This is a genomic window from Bradyrhizobium ottawaense, assembly GCF_002278135.3.
GTDB classification, from domain to species: Bacteria; Pseudomonadota; Alphaproteobacteria; order Rhizobiales; family Xanthobacteraceae; genus Bradyrhizobium; species Bradyrhizobium ottawaense.
In genome coordinates this window covers 7919325-7939688 of sequence record NZ_CP029425.2, presented here as the reverse complement: position 1 = coordinate 7939688, position 20364 = coordinate 7919325, and the positions used below count along the sequence as shown (strand labels likewise).

General features: G+C 58.9%; 22 protein-coding genes and 1 tRNA gene. 10 read left to right on the top strand and 13 right to left on the bottom strand.

All coding sequences use genetic code 11. The annotated features are described in order from the left end of the window. Positions 1 to 164 precede the first annotated feature (164 nt). Positions 165 to 241, top strand: a tRNA-Met gene (locus tag CIT37_RS37105). On the opposite strand, the gene CIT37_RS37100 is transcribed toward CIT37_RS37105, so the two are convergent. Continuing rightward, a complete protein-coding gene (locus CIT37_RS37100) occupies positions 198 to 1004 on the bottom strand; it encodes a recombinase zinc ribbon domain-containing protein (protein WP_334262659.1) in 807 nt (268 codons plus the stop codon). The genes CIT37_RS37105 and CIT37_RS37100 overlap by 44 nt on opposite strands. 38 nt (positions 1005 to 1042) lie before the next feature. Next, positions 1043 to 1897 (bottom strand): recombinase family protein, encoded by an 855-nt coding sequence (locus CIT37_RS37095; RefSeq protein ID WP_244611333.1) that lies wholly within the window; start codon positions 1895 to 1897, stop codon positions 1043 to 1045. A gap of 977 nt (positions 1898 to 2874) precedes the next feature. Between CIT37_RS37095 and CIT37_RS37090 the strand changes: the two genes are divergently transcribed. After that, the gene (locus CIT37_RS37090) at positions 2875 to 3105 is read left to right on the top strand and encodes a DUF6894 family protein (RefSeq protein ID WP_038973165.1); all 231 of its coding nucleotides are present in this window, start codon (positions 2875 to 2877) and stop codon (positions 3103 to 3105) included. Positions 3106 to 3540: 435 nt separating this feature from the next. Here CIT37_RS37090 and CIT37_RS37085 read toward each other — a convergent pair whose 3' ends face one another. Together CIT37_RS37085 and CIT37_RS37080 are read right to left on the bottom strand one after the other, a co-directional pair. Next, a complete protein-coding gene (locus CIT37_RS37085; protein ID WP_049801952.1) occupies positions 3541 to 3912 on the bottom strand; it encodes a hypothetical protein in 372 nt (123 codons plus the stop codon). 292 nt (positions 3913 to 4204) lie between these two features. Continuing rightward, complete coding sequence (locus CIT37_RS37080) at positions 4205 to 4396, bottom strand: hypothetical protein (protein WP_028140624.1); 192 nt, start codon at positions 4394 to 4396, stop codon at positions 4205 to 4207. Between the two features lie 858 nt (positions 4397 to 5254). On the opposite strand from CIT37_RS37080, the gene CIT37_RS37075 reads away from it, so the two are divergent. The 4 genes from CIT37_RS37075 (at position 5255) to CIT37_RS37060 (ending at position 8051) form a co-directional block, all read left to right on the top strand. Further along, complete coding sequence (locus tag CIT37_RS37075; protein ID WP_028140622.1) at positions 5255 to 5491, top strand: DUF6894 family protein; 237 nt, start codon at positions 5255 to 5257, stop codon at positions 5489 to 5491. A 343-nt stretch (positions 5492 to 5834) separates the two neighbouring features. Further along, entirely contained in the window at positions 5835 to 6995 is a 1161-nt protein-coding gene (locus CIT37_RS37070) for a sensor histidine kinase (RefSeq protein ID WP_028140621.1), read from the top strand. A 352-nt stretch (positions 6996 to 7347) separates the two neighbouring features. Beyond that, the gene (locus CIT37_RS37065; RefSeq protein WP_240536497.1) at positions 7348 to 7665 is read left to right on the top strand and encodes a response regulator; all 318 of its coding nucleotides are present in this window, start codon (positions 7348 to 7350) and stop codon (positions 7663 to 7665) included. Positions 7666 to 7853: 188 nt separating this feature from the next. Beyond that, on the top strand, positions 7854 to 8051 hold the full coding sequence (locus CIT37_RS37060) for a hypothetical protein (RefSeq protein ID WP_080670088.1): 198 nt from the start codon (positions 7854 to 7856) through the stop codon (positions 8049 to 8051). A 113-nt stretch (positions 8052 to 8164) separates the two neighbouring features. Here the strand turns inward: CIT37_RS37060 and CIT37_RS37055 are convergent, their stop codons facing one another. Next, entirely contained in the window at positions 8165 to 8308 is a 144-nt protein-coding gene (locus CIT37_RS37055; RefSeq protein ID WP_240536492.1) for a hypothetical protein, read from the bottom strand. Between the two features lie 1038 nt (positions 8309 to 9346). Here CIT37_RS37055 and CIT37_RS37050 point away from each other — a divergent pair. Continuing rightward, positions 9347 to 9556, top strand: coding sequence for a cold-shock protein (locus CIT37_RS37050; protein WP_014493181.1), 210 nt, complete (start codon positions 9347 to 9349; stop codon positions 9554 to 9556). Positions 9557 to 10216: 660 nt separating this feature from the next. On the opposite strand, the gene CIT37_RS37045 is transcribed toward CIT37_RS37050, so the two are convergent. Further along, positions 10217 to 10441: a hypothetical protein gene (locus tag CIT37_RS37045; protein ID WP_028149231.1), complete on the bottom strand. Its 225-nt coding sequence runs from the start codon at positions 10439 to 10441 to the stop codon at positions 10217 to 10219. Between the two features lie 351 nt (positions 10442 to 10792). After that, positions 10793 to 11029: a hypothetical protein gene (locus CIT37_RS37040; protein ID WP_049810602.1), complete on the bottom strand. Its 237-nt coding sequence runs from the start codon at positions 11027 to 11029 to the stop codon at positions 10793 to 10795. A gap of 174 nt (positions 11030 to 11203) precedes the next feature. Here CIT37_RS37040 and CIT37_RS37035 point away from each other — a divergent pair, with 174 nt between their 5' ends. Both CIT37_RS37035 and CIT37_RS37030 read left to right on the top strand, forming a co-directional pair. Further along, a complete protein-coding gene (locus CIT37_RS37035; RefSeq protein WP_095426879.1) occupies positions 11204 to 12241 on the top strand; it encodes an alpha/beta fold hydrolase in 1038 nt (345 codons plus the stop codon). Positions 12242 to 12419: 178 nt separating this feature from the next. Beyond that, positions 12420 to 13592, top strand: a complete 1173-nt coding sequence (locus CIT37_RS37030) for an AI-2E family transporter (RefSeq protein WP_038944704.1) — start codon at positions 12420 to 12422, stop codon at positions 13590 to 13592. A gap of 67 nt (positions 13593 to 13659) precedes the next feature. On the opposite strand, the gene CIT37_RS37025 is transcribed toward CIT37_RS37030, so the two are convergent. The 3 genes from CIT37_RS37025 to CIT37_RS37015 all read right to left on the bottom strand — a co-directional run bounded on the left by CIT37_RS37025 (position 13660) and on the right by CIT37_RS37015 (position 16507). Next, positions 13660 to 14781, bottom strand: a complete 1122-nt coding sequence (locus CIT37_RS37025) for a PAS domain-containing sensor histidine kinase (RefSeq protein ID WP_028140615.1) — start codon at positions 14779 to 14781, stop codon at positions 13660 to 13662. Then, on the bottom strand, positions 14778 to 15572 hold the full coding sequence (locus CIT37_RS37020) for an alpha/beta fold hydrolase (RefSeq protein ID WP_028140614.1): 795 nt from the start codon (positions 15570 to 15572) through the stop codon (positions 14778 to 14780). The genes CIT37_RS37025 and CIT37_RS37020 overlap by 4 nt, the downstream gene beginning before the upstream one ends. 563 nt (positions 15573 to 16135) lie before the next feature. Beyond that, positions 16136 to 16507 (bottom strand): hypothetical protein, encoded by a 372-nt coding sequence (locus CIT37_RS37015; RefSeq protein WP_028149229.1) that lies wholly within the window; start codon positions 16505 to 16507, stop codon positions 16136 to 16138. 502 nt (positions 16508 to 17009) lie between these two features. Here CIT37_RS37015 and CIT37_RS37010 point away from each other — a divergent pair. Beyond that, entirely contained in the window at positions 17010 to 17687 is a 678-nt protein-coding gene (locus CIT37_RS37010; protein ID WP_028149228.1) for a Crp/Fnr family transcriptional regulator, read from the top strand. 222 nt (positions 17688 to 17909) lie between these two features. On the opposite strand, the gene CIT37_RS37005 is transcribed toward CIT37_RS37010, so the two are convergent. The 3 genes from CIT37_RS37005 to CIT37_RS36995 all read right to left on the bottom strand — a co-directional run bounded on the left by CIT37_RS37005 (position 17910) and on the right by CIT37_RS36995 (position 20198). Then, positions 17910 to 18722, bottom strand: a complete 813-nt coding sequence (locus CIT37_RS37005) for a transglutaminase-like domain-containing protein (protein WP_028140611.1) — start codon at positions 18720 to 18722, stop codon at positions 17910 to 17912. A 130-nt stretch (positions 18723 to 18852) separates the two neighbouring features. Then, positions 18853 to 19737: a transglutaminase family protein gene (locus CIT37_RS37000; RefSeq protein ID WP_028140610.1), complete on the bottom strand. Its 885-nt coding sequence runs from the start codon at positions 19735 to 19737 to the stop codon at positions 18853 to 18855. Between the two features lie 77 nt (positions 19738 to 19814). Next, positions 19815 to 20198 carry a response regulator gene (locus CIT37_RS36995; protein WP_095426880.1) on the bottom strand — a complete coding sequence of 128 codons (384 nt, stop codon included), beginning with the start codon at positions 20196 to 20198 and terminating at the stop codon, positions 19815 to 19817. Positions 20199 to 20364: the final 166 nt, after the last annotated feature.

Here is a 20364-nt window from a genome sequence, read left to right as displayed (position 1 = left end):
CTTTCCAAAGGCAGCTCGGGTTGGTACATACGCCCCGCACCCGAGGGCTTTGCCCGGGGTTGCCTTCCAAGGAAGCCTTTGGGACGGACGAGAAAAGCCACGCGAACAGCGCCGGCCTCAACCGACCGTCCCCGGGATCTAACTGAAGGCACGCAAGTGTTTAACGCGGGGTGGAGCAGCCCGGTAGCTCGTCAGGCTCATAACCTGAAGGTCATAGGTTCAAATCCTATCCCCGCAACCACTGATACCGACACTCCCGTAGCCGAGGCTGCGGGAGTTTTGGTTTGTGCCGCCTTTTCCGCGTTACGCGCAGCAGTCCAGCTCAGGATTGTGCCCAAATCACCATGGAGGGTGGCGTCGATTTGGCCGCGCTTGGCACCCGGCCGGAGAACGATGCGTTCGATCAGACCACGAAGAGCCTGGGCGGCCTCGGCCCGGTCTTCAGGACGGTTCAAAGCCTCAGTGAGGTGGGCGACCTTCTTGGCGTAGACTTGCGAGGCGCTCGGGAGAATGTCCGGGGTATCGGCAGGAGCTTCGGCGAGCAGGGCAGAGAGCTCGGTTTTGCGAGCCTCCAGCGCATCCATCGCCGCGATCATCGACTGCTGGAACATGCCCTCCTTGATCGCTTCGACCATTCCATGGATTTGCTTTTCTACCTTCGCCAGTTCAGCGCGCCAAGCATCGCCGCGGGCTCGCCGGTCTCGGTTCAGCCGGTTCATCTCCTCAGCATAGGCGCGCATTGCTTCTGCGATGACGTTTGGCGCCAGCAACCGGTCCTTCAGCCCGCCCAATACGCGATGTTCGAGTTCGCTCCGCGCCAAGGTGCGGCCGTTCGAACAGGACCCGTTGCTGACATGTGCCGAGCAGACGAAGCGATCGGCTCCGCGCAGTGAACAGGGGCCATCGCATAAGCCGCAGAGGACAAGTCCCGAGAACAACGACTTTGGGCGACGAGCACTGTTAAGTCGTTTGTTCGAATGGTGCTCGCGGACAGCTACTGTCACATTGATAAATTTTTCGGCGATCTCACTTTGCTTGGCTTTCACCCGATCCCAGAGTTCATCCTCGATGATGCGAAGCTCTGGAACTTTGGTGACGATCCAGTCGGCCTCCGGATTGAGACGCGCGAGATGCGTTTCCCCGTCGAAGGATTCTTAATGTAATGCAGCCGATTCCAAACGAGGCGTCCCACGTAAAGCTCGTTATTGATGATCCCGGTGCCGCGCTTGACATGGCCCCGGATCGTCGTGTCATTCCACAGCTGGGTCTCAGGGCCGGCTATGCCTTCGGCGTTGAGCTTCACCGCGATCGCTCGCGGACTGATGCCAGCGGCGAAGTCCCGAAAGATGCGCCGGATTACGCCGGCCTGGGCCGGATCGATCTCTCGGTCTCCCCGGATACGATCTCCGCGCTCGTCGAGCCGTTTGATAACGCGGTATCCGTAGCAAAGCCCGCCACCTGACTTTCCACCCTCTACCCGACCTCGCAAACCACGGTGCGTCTTCGCAGCGAGGTCCTTCAGAAATAGAGCATTCATAGTCCCTTTTAGACCGACGTGAAGCTCGGTGATTTCCCCTTCGGCCAAGGTGACGATCGGAACCCCGGCAAAGCGCAGTTGCTTGAACAGGGTCGCCACGTCCGCTTGGTCGCGGCTGATGCGATCGAGCGCCTCAGCGAGCACGATATCGAACGCACGGCTCTGAGCATCCTGCAACAGGGCTTGGATGCCCGGACGAAGGATCATGCTCGCACCGGAAATTCCGGCATCCTTGTAAGAATTGACGATCGTCCACTTCTCACGCATCGCGCGTTCTCTGCAAATACGAAATTGGTCTTCGATCGAGGCGTCACGTTGATTGTCAGACGAGTATCGGGCATAGAGCGCAACTCGCGTCATTGACTTGTCCTTGCATTCCGCTTTGCGCCGGCACATGGCGCCGTGAAGCAAAAAATATCGAATGAACGCGGCATTTATATGCCGTGCACACCCGGATATGTGATGCAAGGAAAGGCTATCGCGGCGCTCTGGAGTGAACTAAAAGACGCTGCGCTGTGTGCGTCTTTGCTCATATCCCATTTGCTGGTACTCGAGAGCTCCATCTACACAATGGCGATGTGCGATGAGCGTCGGCTAAGCCGCGCCTAGATTGTGCTGGTTTCTTTCTCGGGCGAGGCACAAGCTGATCGACGATCTTTGATATCGTCACGGGCCATTTGTCGTCCGATAAGCCGGGCGAGGCGAAGGATTGAGTGCTCGGAAGGCTTCGCCTGATTGACTGCTTCCGCTATGGTCGGAAGCCTTGAATTTTCGACGCTCTTGATTTTCAACGCTGTGCCTCCGCTGGGCACAGTCAAAACAAAGCTTCCGTGGACTTGAAAGTACGCGAGGACGTCGAGGCGGTCTCCGGATACATCTTCGTATAAGTGGGCCGCTTCGAAGCCGAATCCGCGACCATTGCCTCCGGAGGCCAGCGGTCATGCGCAGCCGATCTCATGAGGTTGCCAAGGATTGAACTAGGCAACGTAATCAGCCGGATGATAGGTGACTGCTGTGCGCCTCCCCTGGCCGACAATCGTCTAATATTACAACCATTTGAATTTATAAAAGTTTTTGCTACCGATTGCAGCCAATACCAACACAAATACCAACAAGATGACGCGGGGTATCTGCTCGCAAAAAAATAATACAGCAAGCCGTTCTGGTCTCTCCACATCGCCCCGACCGAAATCGAACCCGGCTCTGATCCGAATCCTGGCGATCCTGGATCAGGATTCTGATACGACCCATGGCACTGGCCTGTGCCTGTATTCAGTCGCCCCGTTTGAATTCGGCAGTTGCCTGGAACTCGGTTGGGCTGTGCAGGCTTGTCCCCCATGCCGAGATACTTCTTTCACGTCCACAACGTTGAACCCAGTATCGACACCCAGGGCGAAGAATTGCCGGACGACGAGGCAGCGTGGCGCGAGGCAACGAGCTACGCGGGCGCGCTTTTCAAGGACATCGATGGAAGGTTTCGCCCTGGCCAGGAGTGGTCTCTGGAGGTCATGAACGAAACGAGGAAGCCGATCTTCTTTATCCATGTTGGATCCAGGAGAAAGAAGTAGTGGCCACCTCAACACCGGGTGCCAGCCTATGCCCCGCTCCGGTCGCCTGGTTCCGGGATGCTTATTGCCTGAACCGATTTCTCTGTCTCCGTGTCGCCCCGGGCCATCACCGCCACTCTGAATCACTACTGGAGCAAGCTCAACCCGACCCCGACCGCCGTAAAGAAGGACCGCGATAAGCCCGCAGCTAGTCGTGACGCCAGGACATGCAAGGCGCCTCCGTTGGCGGCCTCTTCATGTCAATTCGGACGGGACTCGCAAGGATCGCCTAACAAGCGGGTCAACCTCACCGACACCGCACGAAACCGCGAGACGTCCTGTCCTCGCAACATGCGGCTGAGAGAGGTCCGGCGACATCAGGTGTCCTAGCCCGTCATTGGGCGCGAGCGACCCCACCGCGCCACCAGAATTCACCATGTGCTTCCGGATGGCTCGTCAGGTCTTTGTCGCCGTCTTGGCAATCTCCGTCTCGACGCCGGTCGCGCAAGCCTTGGCGAATGAGTAATCCATGCTCGTGGACGCCACACTCTTCACGAATTCGCTGACGACGTTTTCCCTGGAGTAAGGGCCGGTCGCCTTGAACTTGGCGATAGCTCCATCCGCGGCTGTAAACTGAGCGACGCACAGCGGTACCAGAACCGACATCCTGCCACTGGTCTCCGCCGAGGCGCGCATGATTCTAGCGTTCTCCCCGGTGACCCAACCGCCCCAGGCAAATCCAATCGCCATGGTCGCCACCGCGCCGAAAGCGATTCCTTGAAGGAAGCGGGTCCGCGCCTCGCCTTGTAATATTGCAGGAAGTTTCATGATGGTTGGCCTTTCGTGAGCGCATGAGGACGTGCATCGGCGCTGCTGACGCACGTTGGTAAACCCAATTTTATGATTGCGCCTTCCGATGGCACGTGAGCTGCTACTACGACGATACGCGGCGACTTCGGAGGTCGCTGCTTTCTGGGCAGCTTCAAGGTGAGCATCCGCCAACCTCTAGCCGAACACTATATCCCTGGAGTGACCGTGTAAATGGAGTGACCGTGTAAATGACGATCCGCTCTGGCTCGACTGCAGATCCAGGCCGCGCGACGAGCCGCGGCCGCTTCCCCTAGTCAGACGAGCCGCTTTGCCAGAGCGTCACGGCTACGACGAGCCGAGTGTAATTGGCGTGTCTGAATTCCTCATCCCAACGGATAAGATCGTAAGCGATCTTGTGCGGCGTATAGGCACGGAAGTTGAAGCCAGCCGAGAGATGCCGCGCAGCGGCACCTCCCATGGCCTCCTTGGTGATCTCCGTCATACGGCGCCTTTTTTGCAAACCCGCCGAAAGACCTGCGCTGGACACCTGATCGTGTTCGGCGTCGTTGGCGCGGGGCGTTCGGACGCGCGATCGAGACTGAGTACCTTGAGCCACTGTAAGCACCCACGCTGCTAAACGTGCTTCCGCTCAAGGCCGGGCTCCTTGCTCGGGACCACGCTGCGCTTCCCGGTGGGGAATAGCCAGTGAAATCGGCGCCGCGCTCAAGGCAAGCGTTCACTGGAACCCTAAGCGGCCGGGTTGATTAGCTCAAGAGCGGAACGAAATGGCCTGATGCGCCACCTCGCAGGCATGACTGTCTCCGCCTCTCAGTGTCGCGGCGGCGCGGTTGTCACACTCCAATTGAATGATGTCCAATATGTCTGGGTCGAAAGCGGTTCGTCATAAGTCACCAGCGGCGACAGGTGAGCAAGGCCGGGTAGTTCGGCTAACGCTTGAGCTTCTCGATCAGGTTGACGCTTGGGCACTCAGCCAGAAGCGAAGGCCCAACCGATCAGAAGCGATACAGCTGCTGGTGAAGACGGCGCTGGACGGCCTGCGTGATCGGTCTATGCGCCAAGCTCCGAAGTCGAAGCGTGAGAGCTCTCGGATCCGGCAAAGGAGCTGGCCTCTGACGCAATCGACGGGATGGGCGATGCGGATGCGACATCTGAAGACAGGGCAAGCCGGAAGGGGAAACTAATGAAGGGCCCCGAAGAATTTCGCAACGTGCGGCGGGACAGATCGAACAGTTGAGGCTGATCGTGTGACAGGACGACAGCCGTATCGATGTCCGAGTCGTCAGGCAAGCGACACACCGATTGGTGGGACTATATGTGATCCAATTTTCTGGAGCGCTCCATGAATCGGTATTTCTTTGACATCCAAAGTGGTCGCGATTTCTTTGCAGACGAGGAAGGTCTACCCCTTCCCAATCTGAAAGCCGCCGAAGTCAAAGCAATGCAAACCTTGACTGGAATCGCCAAGGAATCCGTCTTCCAAAGCAAGCGGCCGGATTTGGCAGTGGAAGTGCGCTCGAGCACCGAACAGCTGTTCTGCGTTTCGATAGTCCATCGGAACTCGAGCACCACGCATTGAAGCCGGTTCCCAAAGGCCAATAGAGTCCTGCTCGCTTGGATCCGCTACCGATCGATGCATAGGTGCGCCGGTCTTGCCGCGGCGTGAGTGTAGCGATCGCTTTCCGACACACCCACATCCGGCACGGCAAGGGCAAAACGACCGTTGTCCCGAAGGTTCGGCCAAAGTCGAGCGATTCTCCGAAAGTCGCGCGGTTCCTCGCAGGCGAAGTCAATTGTGACAGCCGCGAAGCCAGTGACTATACTCTAGACTCGGCGCTTCGGAGTGCAGGCACGGCATTCGCGAGCGGAGGGCTTGTGCCTGCTCGATCGAGGGCTCGCGTCATCTACTTGGGGGGGCCGGCTTGAGCAATTCCACTGAGCGGCCAACGTACGAACGCCTGGCTGACTTCATTCGACAGAACCAGGCTCCGATCGTGAAGGAATGGACGGAGTTCGCTCGAACTCTATCACCGGCCAGCGACCGGATGACGAAGTTGGCTCTGGAAGATCATATCGTCGATCTTCTCGGGTTCGTGGCGGACGACCTCGAAACCGCACAAACCCCGCGGGAGCAATTTGATAAATCGCGAGGCGACGGCACGAATGATAGCGCCTTTTCTCAAAGCGCGGCTGAACTCCATGCCGCTCTGCGTCTGGCCGACGGCTTTGACATCGATCAGATGGTGTCGGAATACAGGGCGCTTCGCGCAAGCGTGGTCAAGCAATGGGTTGCCCACCATCGGAGCCTTGCGGACACCGATATCGAGGACTTGACGCGGTTCAACGAAGCGATCGATCAGGCCGTGACCGAGTCGGTTGCCCACTATACGAAGACGATAAACGACTCGCGCAACCTGTTTCTGGGCGTCCTCGGCCACGACCTGCGCAATCCTCTCGGTGCCGTTTCAATGGGCGCTCAGTGGATGGAGCGATCTGGGACAACCGACGCAAAGCAGGCCAGGGTAGTTTCCGAGATCAGGCTGGCGGCCGGGCGGGCGACACAAATTCTGAACGATCTGCTCGATCTCACCCGCTCGTCCTTCGGCACTCAAATCCCCGTCACAAAGACCAACAACGACGTTGCGGCTTTGTGTCAGGAAATCGCGGATGAGTTTCGCGCCGTCAACCCAGATCGGAAACTTGAGGTCACGAAGGAGGGCGATCCGTTGGTTTCCTGCGACCCCGCCCGCCTTGGACAGGTGCTGTCCAACCTGATGGGCAACGCAGTCCATTATGGCGACGCAGCGTCGCCCATCACGGTGACTGTCGCAGGTAACGATCCCGATGCTATGACCATCGAAGTGCACAATCTCGGAACCTCGATCCCGCTTGATGCGCAAAAATCAATCTTCCAATCCTGGACGCGAGGCCAGGAAGTCGGTGACCCGTCGGAGCACAGTACCCACCTTGGCCTTGGCCTCCACATCGCGAAATTGATCGTCGAAGCCCATGGCGGCGAGATCTCTGTGGTATCCAGCGAACAAACAGGCACGCGCTTTTCAATCCGACTGCCGCGCAAATGACCAGTCATGCTTCCTTATGGAAAGGGCTTGCGGCGTCGACGCGCTAACCTTGCGGCGATGATCGGGCAAGGCCGCTGGACGCACATTGCCGAGCGAGGCGAGTGCTGCGGTCATTCGGCGGAAGTCGTGGCGGCGCACGGCGAAACCTCTCGCTAACCGTTAGCCGCATTGGGTCCGCCAGAAAGACTGATCAGAAAAGAAGCGGCCATTCGGAACGCCGGCTGCTGCGATGGCTTAAAGGCGTGACTGCGGGATATCCCGGCCGGTGACGTCTCCTGCATTAGAAAGGACTAATATGCCAGAGCAAAGCTCTCCTCGTGGCAGTTGCGTCTTGGTCGTCGAGGATGAACCAATGCTCCTCTTGATGGCGAACGACCTCGTCGAGGATGCGGGACTGCATCCGCTGCTTGCCGGCAATGCCGATGAGGCCATCAGAATACTCGAAGCCCGACAGGATGTCTGCGTTGTCTTCACAGATGTCAGGATGCCTGGTTCGATGGACGGCGTTGGGCTCGCGGAAGCCGTTCGCGAAAGATGGCCACCGATCAGGCTCCTGATCGTCTCGGGCCATCTCGTCAAAGGTTCTGAGCTGCCCGATGGGGCAAGGTTCTTCCACAAGCCGTACCCGTCGGAGGCGATCATCTCGGCGCTCCGAGAGCTTGCTGCCTGACCGTGAAGAGTGTTGCTTGTCCGGCGCAACAGGTTGCTGAAGGGGCCTTTGGCGCCGCTATGATCAGTATTGACCAGCGCGTCGGACCGTAACTTGCTACTGTCATTGCATCACCGCGCGGCCCTCGGCATCTGTCGGTGACGAGAACGCTGTCGCGCTCCCGCCTTCCCTGGGAAAAGGAGCACGCTATGCAGCGACGCCGTCTCAAGCAGACCACCTCCTTTGAAGAACGCCTTGCCGAACACGGGCGAGTCCTTCGTCAAAAGGCAAAGTCGCTCCCGCCAGGTATCGAGCGGGAACACACAATCCGCAAAGCTCGGCAGGCGGAGACCGGGGCTCAAATCAGCGAATGGCTGTCCACACCCGGATTACCGGCTCCGGAATGAAGGAACGGGAGGGCATCCGGGACGTTCCGCCATATGACCGAGCACAGAAAGCAGCCTGATATTTGGCGGGATCCTGCTGGCGAGCCCTCGCGCTTGCGCACGATATTTGCCGTTCAGTCCCGGTCGTTCGCCTCTTCCTTGATCTCAGGGGGCGTGTGGCCAAGTTCAATTTTTTGAGCCAGTTGGGCACGCTCCTTGTCCGCCGGCTGGTCTTCTCCGCGTACGCGCATGATGCCGTGGCCTGATGGTTTGGTCATGGTGACCTCCTGCTGGACCAAGCCTAGCTTAGCCACAACGTTCCAAATAGGGGGATTGCCCCGACGCCGCGGGTGGGACGGTCGCGTCATCTGGTTGCTTCCGCAATTGGCCGTCGCCGTTATGACGACCTCGCTCTGAACCGTCGCCTCAGCCACTTCCACTTCAGCTCAATCCATCGCAACATGGCGAGGAGAGGCTTTTGCAGGACCGGCATGTCCTGCGCGATGAGAAGAAGCCCAAGGGGTAGCATCCAGAGACCGAAGAGGGGCAAGAAGCTGAAGACGCCCCCGAGAATTAATATCCCCGCGACAATGACACGGATCCAGAATTTGGATGGCTCTCGCAGCCAGCGAATGAAAGTCCCCACTTTCGTGGGCACTCGACGCTCGATCAATGCGAAGTATCTGTTCAGCCCCACTATGACGGAAGCCATGCCAATTCCGATTCGCGCGAGTGTTAAAGCACCGCATCACAAAAATGCTGCTTGGGGAGCCAAACCGACTGGGGGCGGAGTGTTCCTCCGTCCTGGTTGCGCACAGAGGAAAAGGCGGCGAGGTCGCTTGGACATGCAGACCCCAGTGAGGTGCTCTCAACTCGGTGCCCTTGCTTGAGGCGGGGGACGACACGTCACAGGCATCGAGAGATGCCCCATCAAACAAAAGCCGCCGGGCGTTACACCGAACGGCTTTTCTTCGCGGCTCCCAGTCTCCTGGTTCTGCCGCCAGATTCAAACCGTCTTCTCACCCTTTGTTCCCTTCGAGAGTGCGGCTGTCAGCAGATCGGCGGACGGCGCGTGTGCTTGACCCGTAAGGGGCCACTGCCAGCTCCCCTTGTGTTGCAGTAACGCGGGCTCTCCCTCACCACGGCCACTTGCGGAACGAACAAGCAATAGCCATATGGTAATTATCGAGTTTCGGCCGAACGACTTGGCCTCGCCGCTTTCAGCGCGCCTGACTGACGACCTCCCTCCAGATCTCGCTTAGCTTGCTGCGCGCTCGAGCGCGGCTCCGAACATCTATCCCAAAGGAAGATCACCCATGAATACGGGAACTGTGAAGTGGTTTAACGGCCAAAAAGGCTTCGGCTTCATTCAACCAGACCAAGGAAGCCAAGACGTCTTCGTTCATATCAGCGCGGTTGAACGCGCCGGCATGAGCGGTCTCGATGAAGGACAAAAGGTGTCCTTCGACGTCGTTGCTGACCGCCGGACCGGCAAGTCCGCAGCAGAGAATCTGCGCGTCGCGTAAGCGCGCATAGGATGCCATGCTGCTTTGACCACGGATGTACTGGCAGGGCCCCTGGCTTCGCAAACCCGCGACCGGTTTAACGGCCGCGGGGTTGTTTTTTAGAACGCAAAGAAGATGGCCCTTCGCGCTATGCCGGTTTCCTTCCGCGCTCGTCGCCGTCGGAAATCCAGCTTGAACGAAAAAGTGGCATTTTCCGCCGGCGTTCTCATATAAAATGAATGACAAACTGGCAAAAATCGACAACGCGGCGACGAAGGCTGAACTCCGTCAGATGCTGACAGATGCGGTTCGTAATACCGGAGCGGACTTGCGACCAAAGCCCGTCGTAAGACGTGAGGGCAATGGGCAGCGGCTTGCGCCGATTAGGCTTTGGATAGTCATCGTAGACCGATGGTTCTAAATTTCGGTTGGCGCAGCCAACTGTTTTTCGTGAATTGTGATTCCGAGCAACGGCTCGCGGTGAGCGGCAGCGTGGCGCCTGCGTTAGATAGTTCGCTGTGTCCAGCGGCCGTCTTCGATTGCGCCCCCACTGCATGTCTCCGAGTGCGCCGGCTTTCGCTCCGTAGCGAAGACAACTCGTCACCGTTTGCTCGACGATGCGGCTCTTTGCCGAGCAAGGCCCTTTCCGCTCCTGATGAGCATCCTCGGAGAGTTGATTTCTCAGCCCAATAAGGTTCGGGCGGTTGTCACGGCGTCATAAATTTCGATCCGGAGCATCGGGTAGGTCGATTTAAGTGCGCGACCCGACGACTCGGCGGCTTCCGCGGTATCAAACCTTGACTTGAAGTGCCCGTCGACAACGATCGCAAATCCTTCCATCGGCAGTCTATCAGCGCGTGGTGCTCTCGGCTCGGGCTCTTCAGATGAGTGAACAGGCATTTTCATATGAACTCCCATTGTGCAGCGAAAGCATGGCAGGCGGCGCCTCAAAGACCGACAGCATGCCAGCAAAAGAACCTAATCGCGGCATCAGGCGCTGGCAGCCAAGTTGTGTCTCGGAGCGCAGGCAGAGGCGGGACAAGCTTGCCCTCGCCACGTTCTGACAGGAACAACTCTCCCATCGTGGGATTGTCATATTGGTCTATGGCGCGACACCTGACCCCTCAGCTTGCGTCATCCACCCGGGATGGCTCATCGTCGGACGCGCGTCTTGCGATGAGCCGGTTCTCGGAAGGTGCCTGAGTTGGTCTTTCAGGTTCATTCCGCGACCGCTACGAAGAGGGCAAAGTCGCGGGCCTATTCGGCGGGCTTCTCTTTGTGCCGAGACGGAGTGCCCCGATTTTCGTCAGTCTGCTCCGCGTCACCGGGCGTTTTTCCCGCCATATTTCCCGGATTGTAATGGTACTTACCTTTCGGATTTTCACCGGGCTGCTTCTCATCCGGGTTTTTGTTGTTTGCCATCGATCCAGTCGCTTTCTCGGTAAGAGTAACAATGTTGAACAAGACCAACGTCGACATGTTCCATGCCATCATTTATTGCCTTCAGCGCTGGGCTGATCAGTCGGAGTAATCTTGAACCGGCGAGAGCGACAACGAGGCGCTCCAAGTTGCGTTTGGAACGAAGACTCGGCGGCGACCGTTGAGGATGAGCCTGCAACATTTCTCAATTTGCCTGAGTCATCGTGCATGCCACCTGAGGTACTGCACATGGCATCCCCGCGAACACGCTCCCTCTCGCTCCGGTCCGACTACACCACGGCCTTGGGGCGACATCCCGCGCTTATGGCATTTGCTGGGGCGGCTTCCCTTCTCGGCGCCATAGCGATCGTAAATGGGCGAGTCGCCAAGAAAGCGGAACGCGATAACCCGCCTCGTGGGCAGTTCCTGGAGATCGATGGCGTCCGACTGCACTACGTGGAACGTGGCAATGGGCGTCCGCTTGTGCTCCTGCACGGCAACGGCAGCATGATCCAGGATTTTGAATCAAGCGGCCTGATCGATCTCGCGGCCAACAGGTTTCGGGTGATCGTATTCGACCGCCCCGGATTTGGACACAGCTCGCGGCCACGAAACGTGATCTGGACCCCGGAAGCACAGGCAGACCTGTTCAGAAAGGCACTTGATCGTCTGAGCGTTCAGCGGGCGATCGTGCTTGGACATTCATGGGGTGCGGCGGTCGCTCTTGCGTTGGCGACAAGACATTCGTCATTTGTCGAAGCCTTGGTGCTGGCGTCGGGATACTATTTTCCAACCGTTCGTGCTGACGCGGCGGCATCTTCGATGTCAGCGATACCCGGCATCGGCGATGCCATCAGTCACACCATCTCGCCGATCGTCAGCCGCCTCTTGTGGCCTTCCATGTTGCGCAAGATGTTCGGTCCGCGGCCAGTCCCTGACAAGTTCGTCGGCTTCCCCAAGGAATTGGCGTTGCGACCGTCACAGATGCGTGCCAGCGCGGCGGAGGCAACGTTGATGATCCCCGCCGCATTTGCCTCGTCCAAGACCTACGACCAACTTAGGATGCCCATCATCATCATCGCCGGCGATGATGATCGCCTCATCGACATCAACAAGCAATCGGTCAGACTTCACGGCGAAGTCACTCACAGCAAGCTGCACCGCGTCGCTGGGGCAGGGCACATGATCCAACAGTCTGCCACGGCTCGGTTGCTGGCGGCCATCGATGAAGCCGCTGCCGAGACCGAGATTGGCGGGAATGCGCCGCATCGGTTCGCGAGCGCCTAGGAACGCTCCGGCGGGGCCACGTGTTCTCCTTATTCTTCAGTTGGCGAAGAGGCCCGCCGCGGCCGAACCGTCCAGCCGGACCGACTGCTTATCCGGCTAGAGGCTCCTGCAGCCGCATCGCGCCCTTCCGACCGGTGCGAAGCTGACTCAGCGGGTTGGGGCAGGCCCCTGGATCGGGATGGAGAAAAGCGTCGTGGTCTCACTGTCAAAGTTGCCGCATGAGCCCCCCTGGTCCCCAGGGCAGAATGTCGGCGTACCGGAACCGGTTGCCTCGCCACCGCAGGCGGCCGACGATATCGAAATGCCGCTGCCGTCCAGCCCGCAGACGTTCTTTCTCGGTAGTCTGCTAACACTGGCCGTGCTCGCAGCCATCCATGTGGCAAGCTCGATCATATTGCCCGTGGTGCTCGCCTTCGTGCTGCAGCTCATTCTGCACCCCGTCGTGCATCTGCTTGAGCGTATAGGTCTTCCGCGTGCCATAGGAGCACTCTTGGCGATCCTGGTGGTCGTCGGAGCGCTCGTGGGCTTCGTGGCAGCCTTGTCGCTACCGGCAGCGTCTTGGGCGGAGAAATTGCCGGAGGGCCTGCCTCGCCTCGAAACTCATCTGGTCGTTCTAAAGCGCCCGATCGAAGCGCTGCAGAAAGTCATCCAGCAGGCCGAGCACGTCGCTGACGCTCCCGAGAAAAAGGGAGCCACGGTTTCGGTCCGCAGCGATCTCGGCCTGACCGGCGCGCTCTTCGCTGGAACGCGGGCTGTCATCGACGGCCTGTTCACCACGGTTCTGGTGCTCTACTTTCTCCTGGTCGCAGGCGACGTTTTTCTGCGACGTATCGTCGAGGTCCTCCCAAGTTTTCGCGACAAGAGGCAGGCGGTGGACATCTCCCAGCAGATCGAAGCGGACATATCTGCCTATCTGCTCACAATCACTACCATGAACGCTGCGGTGGGAGCTGCAACGGCGGTTGCGATGTATTTCTGCGGGCTTGGAGACCCCTTGTTGTGGGGAGCCGCGGCCTTCCTGCTCAACTACGTTCCGATTCTGGGCCCACTGTTAGGCACCGTCATCTTCCTCCTGGCCGGAATGTTGAGCTTCGACAGCTTGTGGTGGGCCTTGCTGCCGCCGGCCCTCTACTTCTGCATCCACCTCGCCGAAGGCGAAACCCTGACACCCATGTTGCTTGCCCGACGCTTCACGCTGAACCCGGTGCTGGTCATCCTGTCGCTGGTGTTCTGGTTCTGGATGTGGGGCGTGCCTGGCGCGATCCTGGCTGTTCCGATGCTGGCCATCCTCAAGATCGTCAGCGATCGCGTGCGTCCGCTAAGAGCTTTGGGGCACGTCCTCGAAGGCTAGTCCGGTGTCGCTCTTGGGAGAAGATTGAGGACCGCGCCGTCGGAAGGCGGCCATTGCAGCATGCAGGTTACGCCAGCGGCATTGAGAAACTAAAGCGGGTCTCCGCGGGGGTCGATGCGACGGTCAATGCGCCCCCATGCGCCTTTGCGATCTGAGAGGCGATGTACAGCCCAAGTCCAAGCCCTTGCTTGCTCGCACGGGCCTTGCCGCGGAAGAACGGTTCGAACAGCTTGTCCATCACCGTTTGCGGAATAGCCTCACCCGCATTGGCGACCCAGAGCTCGAACAATCCATTTCGCGTCTCGGCGTGAACGGTGATGGGCTTGTTGGCCGTGCCATGCGTCACGGCGTTGCCGAGCAAGTTGGAAAGGAGCTGGCCGATGCGGATGCGATCGCAGTTTACCGGCCCGTCGACGGCAAACTCGAATTCGATGACGCGACCGGGCGAAGCCAGCCTCAGTTCGTCGATCACCTGGGCAAGGACGGGCTCCAGCGGTCCTTTCGCATCGTATTCCAGGGTAATGCCACCGCCCAGACGACCGCGTGCAAAGTCGAGGACGTTGTCGATCATCGAGGCCATGCGCATGACCGTCGTCTGCATCATGGCGACGATCTGCTGCTCCTTCTCATTCTGCACGGTACGGCCGAGAAGTCTCGCGCCGGCGCTGATGGAGGCGAGAGGATTGCGAAGATCGTGACCAAGTACGGCGATGAACTGTTCCCGCAGTTCGGAGGTTTCGTGCTCGAGCAGCAGCACTTCTTGCGTCGCCCTTTCGGCAGCAATGGCCAATTCTCGGCCGGCGAGGAGCTCCTGTTCGTAGCGCCGTCGGTCGGTCGCCTTGATCAACGCAAGACGGATCAGCAGCAGCTTTCCATCCGCATCGCGGCGCTCGTTCGCGTTGGCGATCATGTGGAGCGGCTCACCGGCAGTGGTCACCATGTCGATAGCGAATTCGTTGAAGAAGCCCTGCATCCGCAGCAGCGGCGCGATATGAGTTTCGTAGTAGATGCGGCCTGGCATGGTCAGGAAATCGGTGAAACGCTTGCCGACCATCTGGTCTGCCGGGTGCCCGCTCCACGCCAGCAAGGTCGGGTTGACATGCTCAATGCGGCCGTTCGGGTGCAGGGTGACGTACCCGCACGGGGCGTTGTTGACCATGTCCTCGAAGTCTGGACCGGAGACGCTCACGAGACGAAGGCTCGAATCGCCGCGATGACCTCGTCGGGCGCACTGAGGTTCGGGCAATGCCCGGTCGCGTTCAGGACGATCATTCGACCGCCGGGGATACTACGGGCAACGAAATCGCCGACCTCCTGGGAGGCGATGATGTCTTCGCTGCATTGGAGGACGAGGGTCGGAACGGAGACCTCCGCGAGATCCTTACGGTTGTCGGAGGTGAAAGTCACTCGGGCGAACGCTTTGGCAATATCGGGATCCGTGCGGCAGAAGCTATTCGTGAGCTCCTGACCGAGAGCCGGCCGGTCGGAATTGCCCATGATCATAGGTGCCATCTGCGCCGACCAACCCATGTGGTTGGATTCGAGAAATTCGAGCAATTCATCGATCTGCTTGGCACTGAACCCGCCAACATATCCTTCGTCGTCGATGTAGCGGGCTGAAGGGCCGATGAGCACGAGCTTGCCGAACGTGCCTGGCGCTTGTCGCGCGGCCAGCACGCCGATCATGCTGCTGACGGAATGTCCGACGAAGACGGAATCCTTCAAACCAAGTTCGGTGCCGATTTCGACCACGTCGTCGGCGTAACCCGACAAGGTCGAATACTTGGCCCTGTCGTAGGCCGACAGATCGGATCCGCCAGCGCCGACGTGGTCGAACACAACGGTCATGAAGTCCTTTTCGAACGCCGGAGCCACGAACCGCCACATGTTCTGATCGCACCCGAAGCCGTGGGCGAAGACCATCGCCCTGTCGCCCGCGCCACGAACCTGGACGTTATTCCGTTCGATTACATTTGCCATCCGACCCCTTTGAATCATGCATCATTCTTGCAAGCTTTCCGCAGTTGCCGGGGCGCAGTCCGGTTTGCGAGCCCTAGAGGGGAAACGGACCTGTTTGGACGTTCGAGCTCTCAGCGGGATACCCCGGTGCGCTCCCGGGATCAGAAAGGGCATGAGGAACGTGTCTTGCCTTGCAATGTTTGACTTTGCTGGCTGGAGACAGCCGGTTCACCGCGTGCGTCTGGCAAGGCTTCGCAAGGAAGACGCGATTTGCCGCCGCTGATTCCGGTCAGGTCCCGGCGGGAGCGTCCGAGCAAACCGGAGCATCTGATGGCGCAATTGAACAAGTTGCGAGATGCTGTAGCCGATTTGTTTGTCTGTTCGCTTGCGCAGAAGTGACCGCATGACATCAACCATGGATAGGCGGCGTGCTGGCTCTCCTTCACTGAAGAGCTACGGAAGCCATAATGGAACCTGGCTTGATGCCCCCCCCCGCTGGTCAATATTGCTCAACTTGCAAGTAATTGTCCTGAACCCATCTAGGACAGCCGGGAGCGTACGCTTCGGTCACAGCGTTCAGGATCCTAGGTCAGCCTGTGAAATGCCGGCGGCAGTGTCTCTCGAACCAGTTCACTTAGATTCAAAGTCTCGCCACTTTCGGCGATGTCAGAGAACAGAACCTCGACGAAGGGATGTTGGCGGTTGAACGCGATACCTCGCTCGTATTTCGCGCGCACAATCCGTTGCAGTGCGGGCAGGTTCAGTCTTCCGAGCGCGTTGTATTGACCTCGGAAAAGACTTTGGCGTCCTCCGCGATGCTCGACAGATTCCGCCCAGATGTCCATCACTTTCCGACTCATGAACGCCTCGACCTGTTTGTTGTCGTCCCGCGCAATGAGCCGGAGCCCGTCCATGGTGTGCGGTCCGTCATCGATCCGAAGTTGCGCAAGTGACATGGCATCCTCCTATTGTCGACCACTGTTCATATCTGCAGCTGGTGCCACTCTCCTGCCGGCTGGCACGATCAGAGACACAGGATAGGATATGGGTATGGGAGGGTCGAATAACGAGGGATGCAAAGCAGACTCAGTAAAGAGTCGTGTCGCTGCTGCCTTCTACAATAATCCCGTCAACCTCTCCATGGTGAGCTATATTGACCAGCGCGTCGCGCCGCCGGGCTTCTATGCTCCACCTTAAGATCGTGCCGCGCACAGGGCCAGCGCCTCCTCGTCTGAGATGACCGAAAACGCCCGCTGATGGGCGCACAGTGAGCCGCGCCGCTTGGAAAGTGGCTCTTCCCTAGAATTGCGAACAATCAAGGAGTAAAGTCTGCCCAACGGGTCCGCTCCCGCAAGTTCCAGCCGGCAAGAAGCGGCTGTTCGTCGCTTGGTCGAGAAAGTCGTTCGCTTGGCAATCGATCGAAGCGGGCAAGTCTCGTCGATCCAAGGGAGTCCACGCGTGGCGAAGTCGACCAAGGACATGTTCGACCCCCAGAAATTTCTCGCCAAGGTGGGCACCGGCAAAGCCATTCTGACGTTTCGCAAGAACCAGCTTGTGTTTCAGCAAGGCGACCCTGCTGACTCAGTGTTCTACATTCAAAGCGGCAAGGTCAAGCTGACGGTCGTTTCGGAGCAGGGCAAAGAAGCAGTCGTCGCCATTCTCGAGCCCGGTCAGTTCTTCGGCGAGGGGTGCATGAATGGTCACCCTCTGCGGATGTCGACGACAGCGGCGATGGAAGATTGCGTCATCACATCGATAACCAGAGAATCGATGATGTCGGCTATTCGTGACGAGCCGAAATTCTCCCAGCTGTTCATTTCGTATCTCTTGACCCGAAATAGCCGGATCGAGGAGGACCTGATCGACCAGCTATTCAATTCCAGCGAACGGCGGCTTGCTCGTCTGCTGTTGCTCCTCGCCAATTTCGGCAAGGAAGGCAGTCCGCAGCCGATCAGCGCGAGCATCAATCAGGAGACATTGGCTGAAATGATCGGAACGACACGATCGCGGGTCAGCTATTTCATGAACAAGTTTCGAAGATTGGGGCTCATCAGCTATAACGGCCACATCGAAGTCCACAACTCGTTGTTGAGTGCGGTGTTGCACGAGAAGCCTGTGCTGAGAGAGCGCGACTAGAGGGACCGTCCCAAGCGACGGCCCCAGAGCGTGGGGGCGCAATGAGGCCGTCATTTCCTCGGATGCTTTGGGGGGCGTTTGCATCCGGTCGTGCTTACCAAGTTGCGCCACCGACATTCGTTCCGGCAGAGGCCCAACTCGGTTTCGTACTGACAAATCCCGTCGCAAGTCCGCGATCATTTCTCCAAGCGATTCAGGGTCCAGACTCGCTGTATCCTGTGCTCAGGAAGAAGGGATCTCGTCGGTCCACACTTTGAAGCTGACCAAGGTGTTGGGGCCAAACGTCTGGGTAATCGGCACGTCGGCAGCGTCACGTCCTTGAGAAATCAGCACACGTCCAATCCGGGGGACGTTGTTGCGTGGATCGAATGTGTACCAACGCCCGCCGATATAGGCTTCGAACCATCCCGCGAAGTCCCCTGGGGCATAAGGGGGAGGCATACCAATGTCGCCGAGATAGCCGGTGCAGTATCTGGCGGGAATGTTCATGCAGCGACAGAACGTGACGGCCAGATGCGCGAAGTCCCGGCACACGCCCTTGCGCTCGTTGAAGACGTCCCGGGCCGTCTTGGTTGCATGCGCGTGCTCATAGCCGAATTCAATGTGATTGTGAACGAAATCACAGATCGCCTGAACACGGGCCCATCCGGGCGAGACCTTCTCGAAGAGTTTCCACGCGACATCGGACAGCTGGTCGGTTTCGCAATAGCGGCTGCCGAGCAGATACACGATCGTCTCTGCCGGCAAGTCCTCGACCGCGTGTTGGGTAGCCGAGGGCACAACGACGTCCGGCAGGCCCGTGTCGCGAACGATCCCGTCAGCCGCCAGGCGCATTCGACCCGCTGGCGCAACGATGCGGCTGCACCAGTTACCGAAGCCGTCACGATAGGGGACGATCGCAACCGAGGGCGTGGTGGTCAGATAATCGGGGACGATAACGTCCGATGCCCGGGAAAAATGAACGCCCAGGACCATGATCATGGGCGTGGGCTGCGGAAAGTCGTAGATCATCTCATAGCCGACCCGGATCTTCACGCGGCGTCCTCCAAAGTCGACAAATTCCCGCGGCTGCTAATCGTGAGCATGGCTCGTCGACACAGCGCAGCACTGCAAAAGTGCCAACGCGTTAGTAGTTGCCGTGTTCCTGTCCGTTCATTGAGCAACTCTATGACAGAGCTGACGTCGTTTTGACGTTCACGTCCACGTCCATTCCAAGCTCATCCTCGCGAGTTCCCCAATAACTGCCAAACAGGGGAACAGCTTGGCTCGGGACCCTGGCCACCGCCACGCGGATCAGATCTCGGTTTCCGACGATCCCATTGGTCGGATCGAACTCGACCCAGCCGGAGCCGGGGACGTAAATCTGACACCAGGCATGAGTGGCTCCCCCGCCCAGCCAGGCTGGACCATCGCGATCCGGTACGTAGATATAGCCGGTGATAAAGCGTGCGGCGAAACCTAGGCTTCGCGCGGCTTCAATCATCAAGACGGCAAAGTCCCGACAGCTGCCCTTCCTGCGTTCAAGTGTCGTGGAGGGACTTTGCGTTCCTGGCGCCGTGCGGCGGTCATATGCAAAGCCATCCGAGATTGCTTCATTGAGGGTCATCAGGACCTGGCCCGTACGGCGTCTGGTCCCGCGCACGAGAAACGTATCCAGCCACCGGCCGAGATGATCTTCCGGGTGCGAGAACCATCTTTGAACATAGGGTGCCAGGTCCGGCGCCTCATCATCCTGATACGCAAATGGATGGTCCTTCGCGTGGGCCTCAATTCTGAAGTCGGGCGCATTCTCCGGCGTGTGGTCGACCTTGATGATACACTCGAATCGCAAGTAGTCGCTGTCACAGGCAAATTCGACCTGCGCAACACAATTCCCGAAGACGTCGTGCAGCCACCTCACCTCCGAGGGCGCGGGCGTCACATCGAGCGAGAAATCAATCAGTCGCTGGTCGAAACTGTCGCGCGGGCGCGCCATCAGTTGATGTCGGCCCAGCCTGACCGCACGCCGGTACCGATATGTTGTGACATGCCGGACGAGGAAGATCGCCATAATGTTGCCGATCGACGAGAGGTGAGGGCTAGTTAGGATGGCCGCTTGACGCGGATGGTCGGGCGATGTTGGGCGCCTCAGGCGTGGCCAATCATCGTGCGAATCCCGGCTATGATCTGCCAGGCTTGGAGCGGCTTACCGTAGAATCTGCTGCGGGGGGGAAGATCGATGCTGGGCGGGTTCAATTGCTCGGACATCAGGATGATATCGATCGCCGGCCACCGTTTACGCACGGTACGCGCGAGGCCCATGCCGTCCATGCTGCCCGGCAGCTGGATGTCGGCGCAAACGAGCGCGATGTCGGATCTGGAGCTCAGGATTGCGAGGGCTTCGTCGGTATCCCGCGCTTCCAACGGCGTGTAGCCGGCGTCTTCCACCATGCCAATTGCGCGCATGCGGAGCACCATCTCGTCTTCTACGACGAGAACGATGGCTGGACTGCGTGACGGACCGAACGTCATCGGTAACTCTCCGCAATGCGGGTGCGAGTTGATCCTAGGTATCTCGTCCCCCGATGGCTGCCTCGCTGGGGTATCCCTCGTGCTGCTGAAATGTTCCATCATGCAGAGACTTTTGGCGCTGGCGGCGCGGGCCCGCGCAGGCGAGTTAACTACCACTGAATGAGCA

Excerpts from the sequence above, each read along its gene's own strand:
- CIT37_RS37095 (WP_244611333.1), bottom strand. The coding sequence starts at position 1,897 with ATGACGCGAGTTGCGCTCTATGCCCGATACTCGTCTGACAATCAACGT.
- CIT37_RS37090 (WP_038973165.1), top strand. The coding sequence starts at position 2,875 with ATGCCGAGATACTTCTTTCACGTCCACAACGTTGAACCCAGTATCGAC.
- CIT37_RS37085 (WP_049801952.1), bottom strand. The coding sequence starts at position 3,912 with ATGAAACTTCCTGCAATATTACAAGGCGAGGCGCGGACCCGCTTCCTT.
- CIT37_RS37080 (WP_028140624.1), bottom strand. The coding sequence starts at position 4,396 with ATGACGGAGATCACCAAGGAGGCCATGGGAGGTGCCGCTGCGCGGCAT.
- CIT37_RS37075 (WP_028140622.1), top strand. The coding sequence starts at position 5,255 with ATGAATCGGTATTTCTTTGACATCCAAAGTGGTCGCGATTTCTTTGCA.
- CIT37_RS37065 (WP_240536497.1), top strand. The coding sequence starts at position 7,348 with ATGCTCCTCTTGATGGCGAACGACCTCGTCGAGGATGCGGGACTGCAT.
- CIT37_RS37060 (WP_080670088.1), top strand. The coding sequence starts at position 7,854 with ATGCAGCGACGCCGTCTCAAGCAGACCACCTCCTTTGAAGAACGCCTT.
- CIT37_RS37055 (WP_240536492.1), bottom strand. The coding sequence starts at position 8,308 with ATGACCAAACCATCAGGCCACGGCATCATGCGCGTACGCGGAGAAGAC.
- CIT37_RS37050 (WP_014493181.1), top strand. The coding sequence starts at position 9,347 with ATGAATACGGGAACTGTGAAGTGGTTTAACGGCCAAAAAGGCTTCGGC.
- CIT37_RS37045 (WP_028149231.1), bottom strand. The coding sequence starts at position 10,441 with ATGAAAATGCCTGTTCACTCATCTGAAGAGCCCGAGCCGAGAGCACCA.
- CIT37_RS37040 (WP_049810602.1), bottom strand. The coding sequence starts at position 11,029 with ATGATGGCATGGAACATGTCGACGTTGGTCTTGTTCAACATTGTTACT.
- CIT37_RS37035 (WP_095426879.1), top strand. The coding sequence starts at position 11,204 with ATGGCATCCCCGCGAACACGCTCCCTCTCGCTCCGGTCCGACTACACC.
- CIT37_RS37030 (WP_038944704.1), top strand. The coding sequence starts at position 12,420 with ATGGAGAAAAGCGTCGTGGTCTCACTGTCAAAGTTGCCGCATGAGCCC.
- CIT37_RS37020 (WP_028140614.1), bottom strand. The coding sequence starts at position 15,572 with ATGGCAAATGTAATCGAACGGAATAACGTCCAGGTTCGTGGCGCGGGC.
- CIT37_RS37015 (WP_028149229.1), bottom strand. The coding sequence starts at position 16,507 with ATGTCACTTGCGCAACTTCGGATCGATGACGGACCGCACACCATGGAC.
- CIT37_RS37000 (WP_028140610.1), bottom strand. The coding sequence starts at position 19,737 with ATGGCGATCTTCCTCGTCCGGCATGTCACAACATATCGGTACCGGCGT.
- CIT37_RS36995 (WP_095426880.1), bottom strand. The coding sequence starts at position 20,198 with ATGACGTTCGGTCCGTCACGCAGTCCAGCCATCGTTCTCGTCGTAGAA.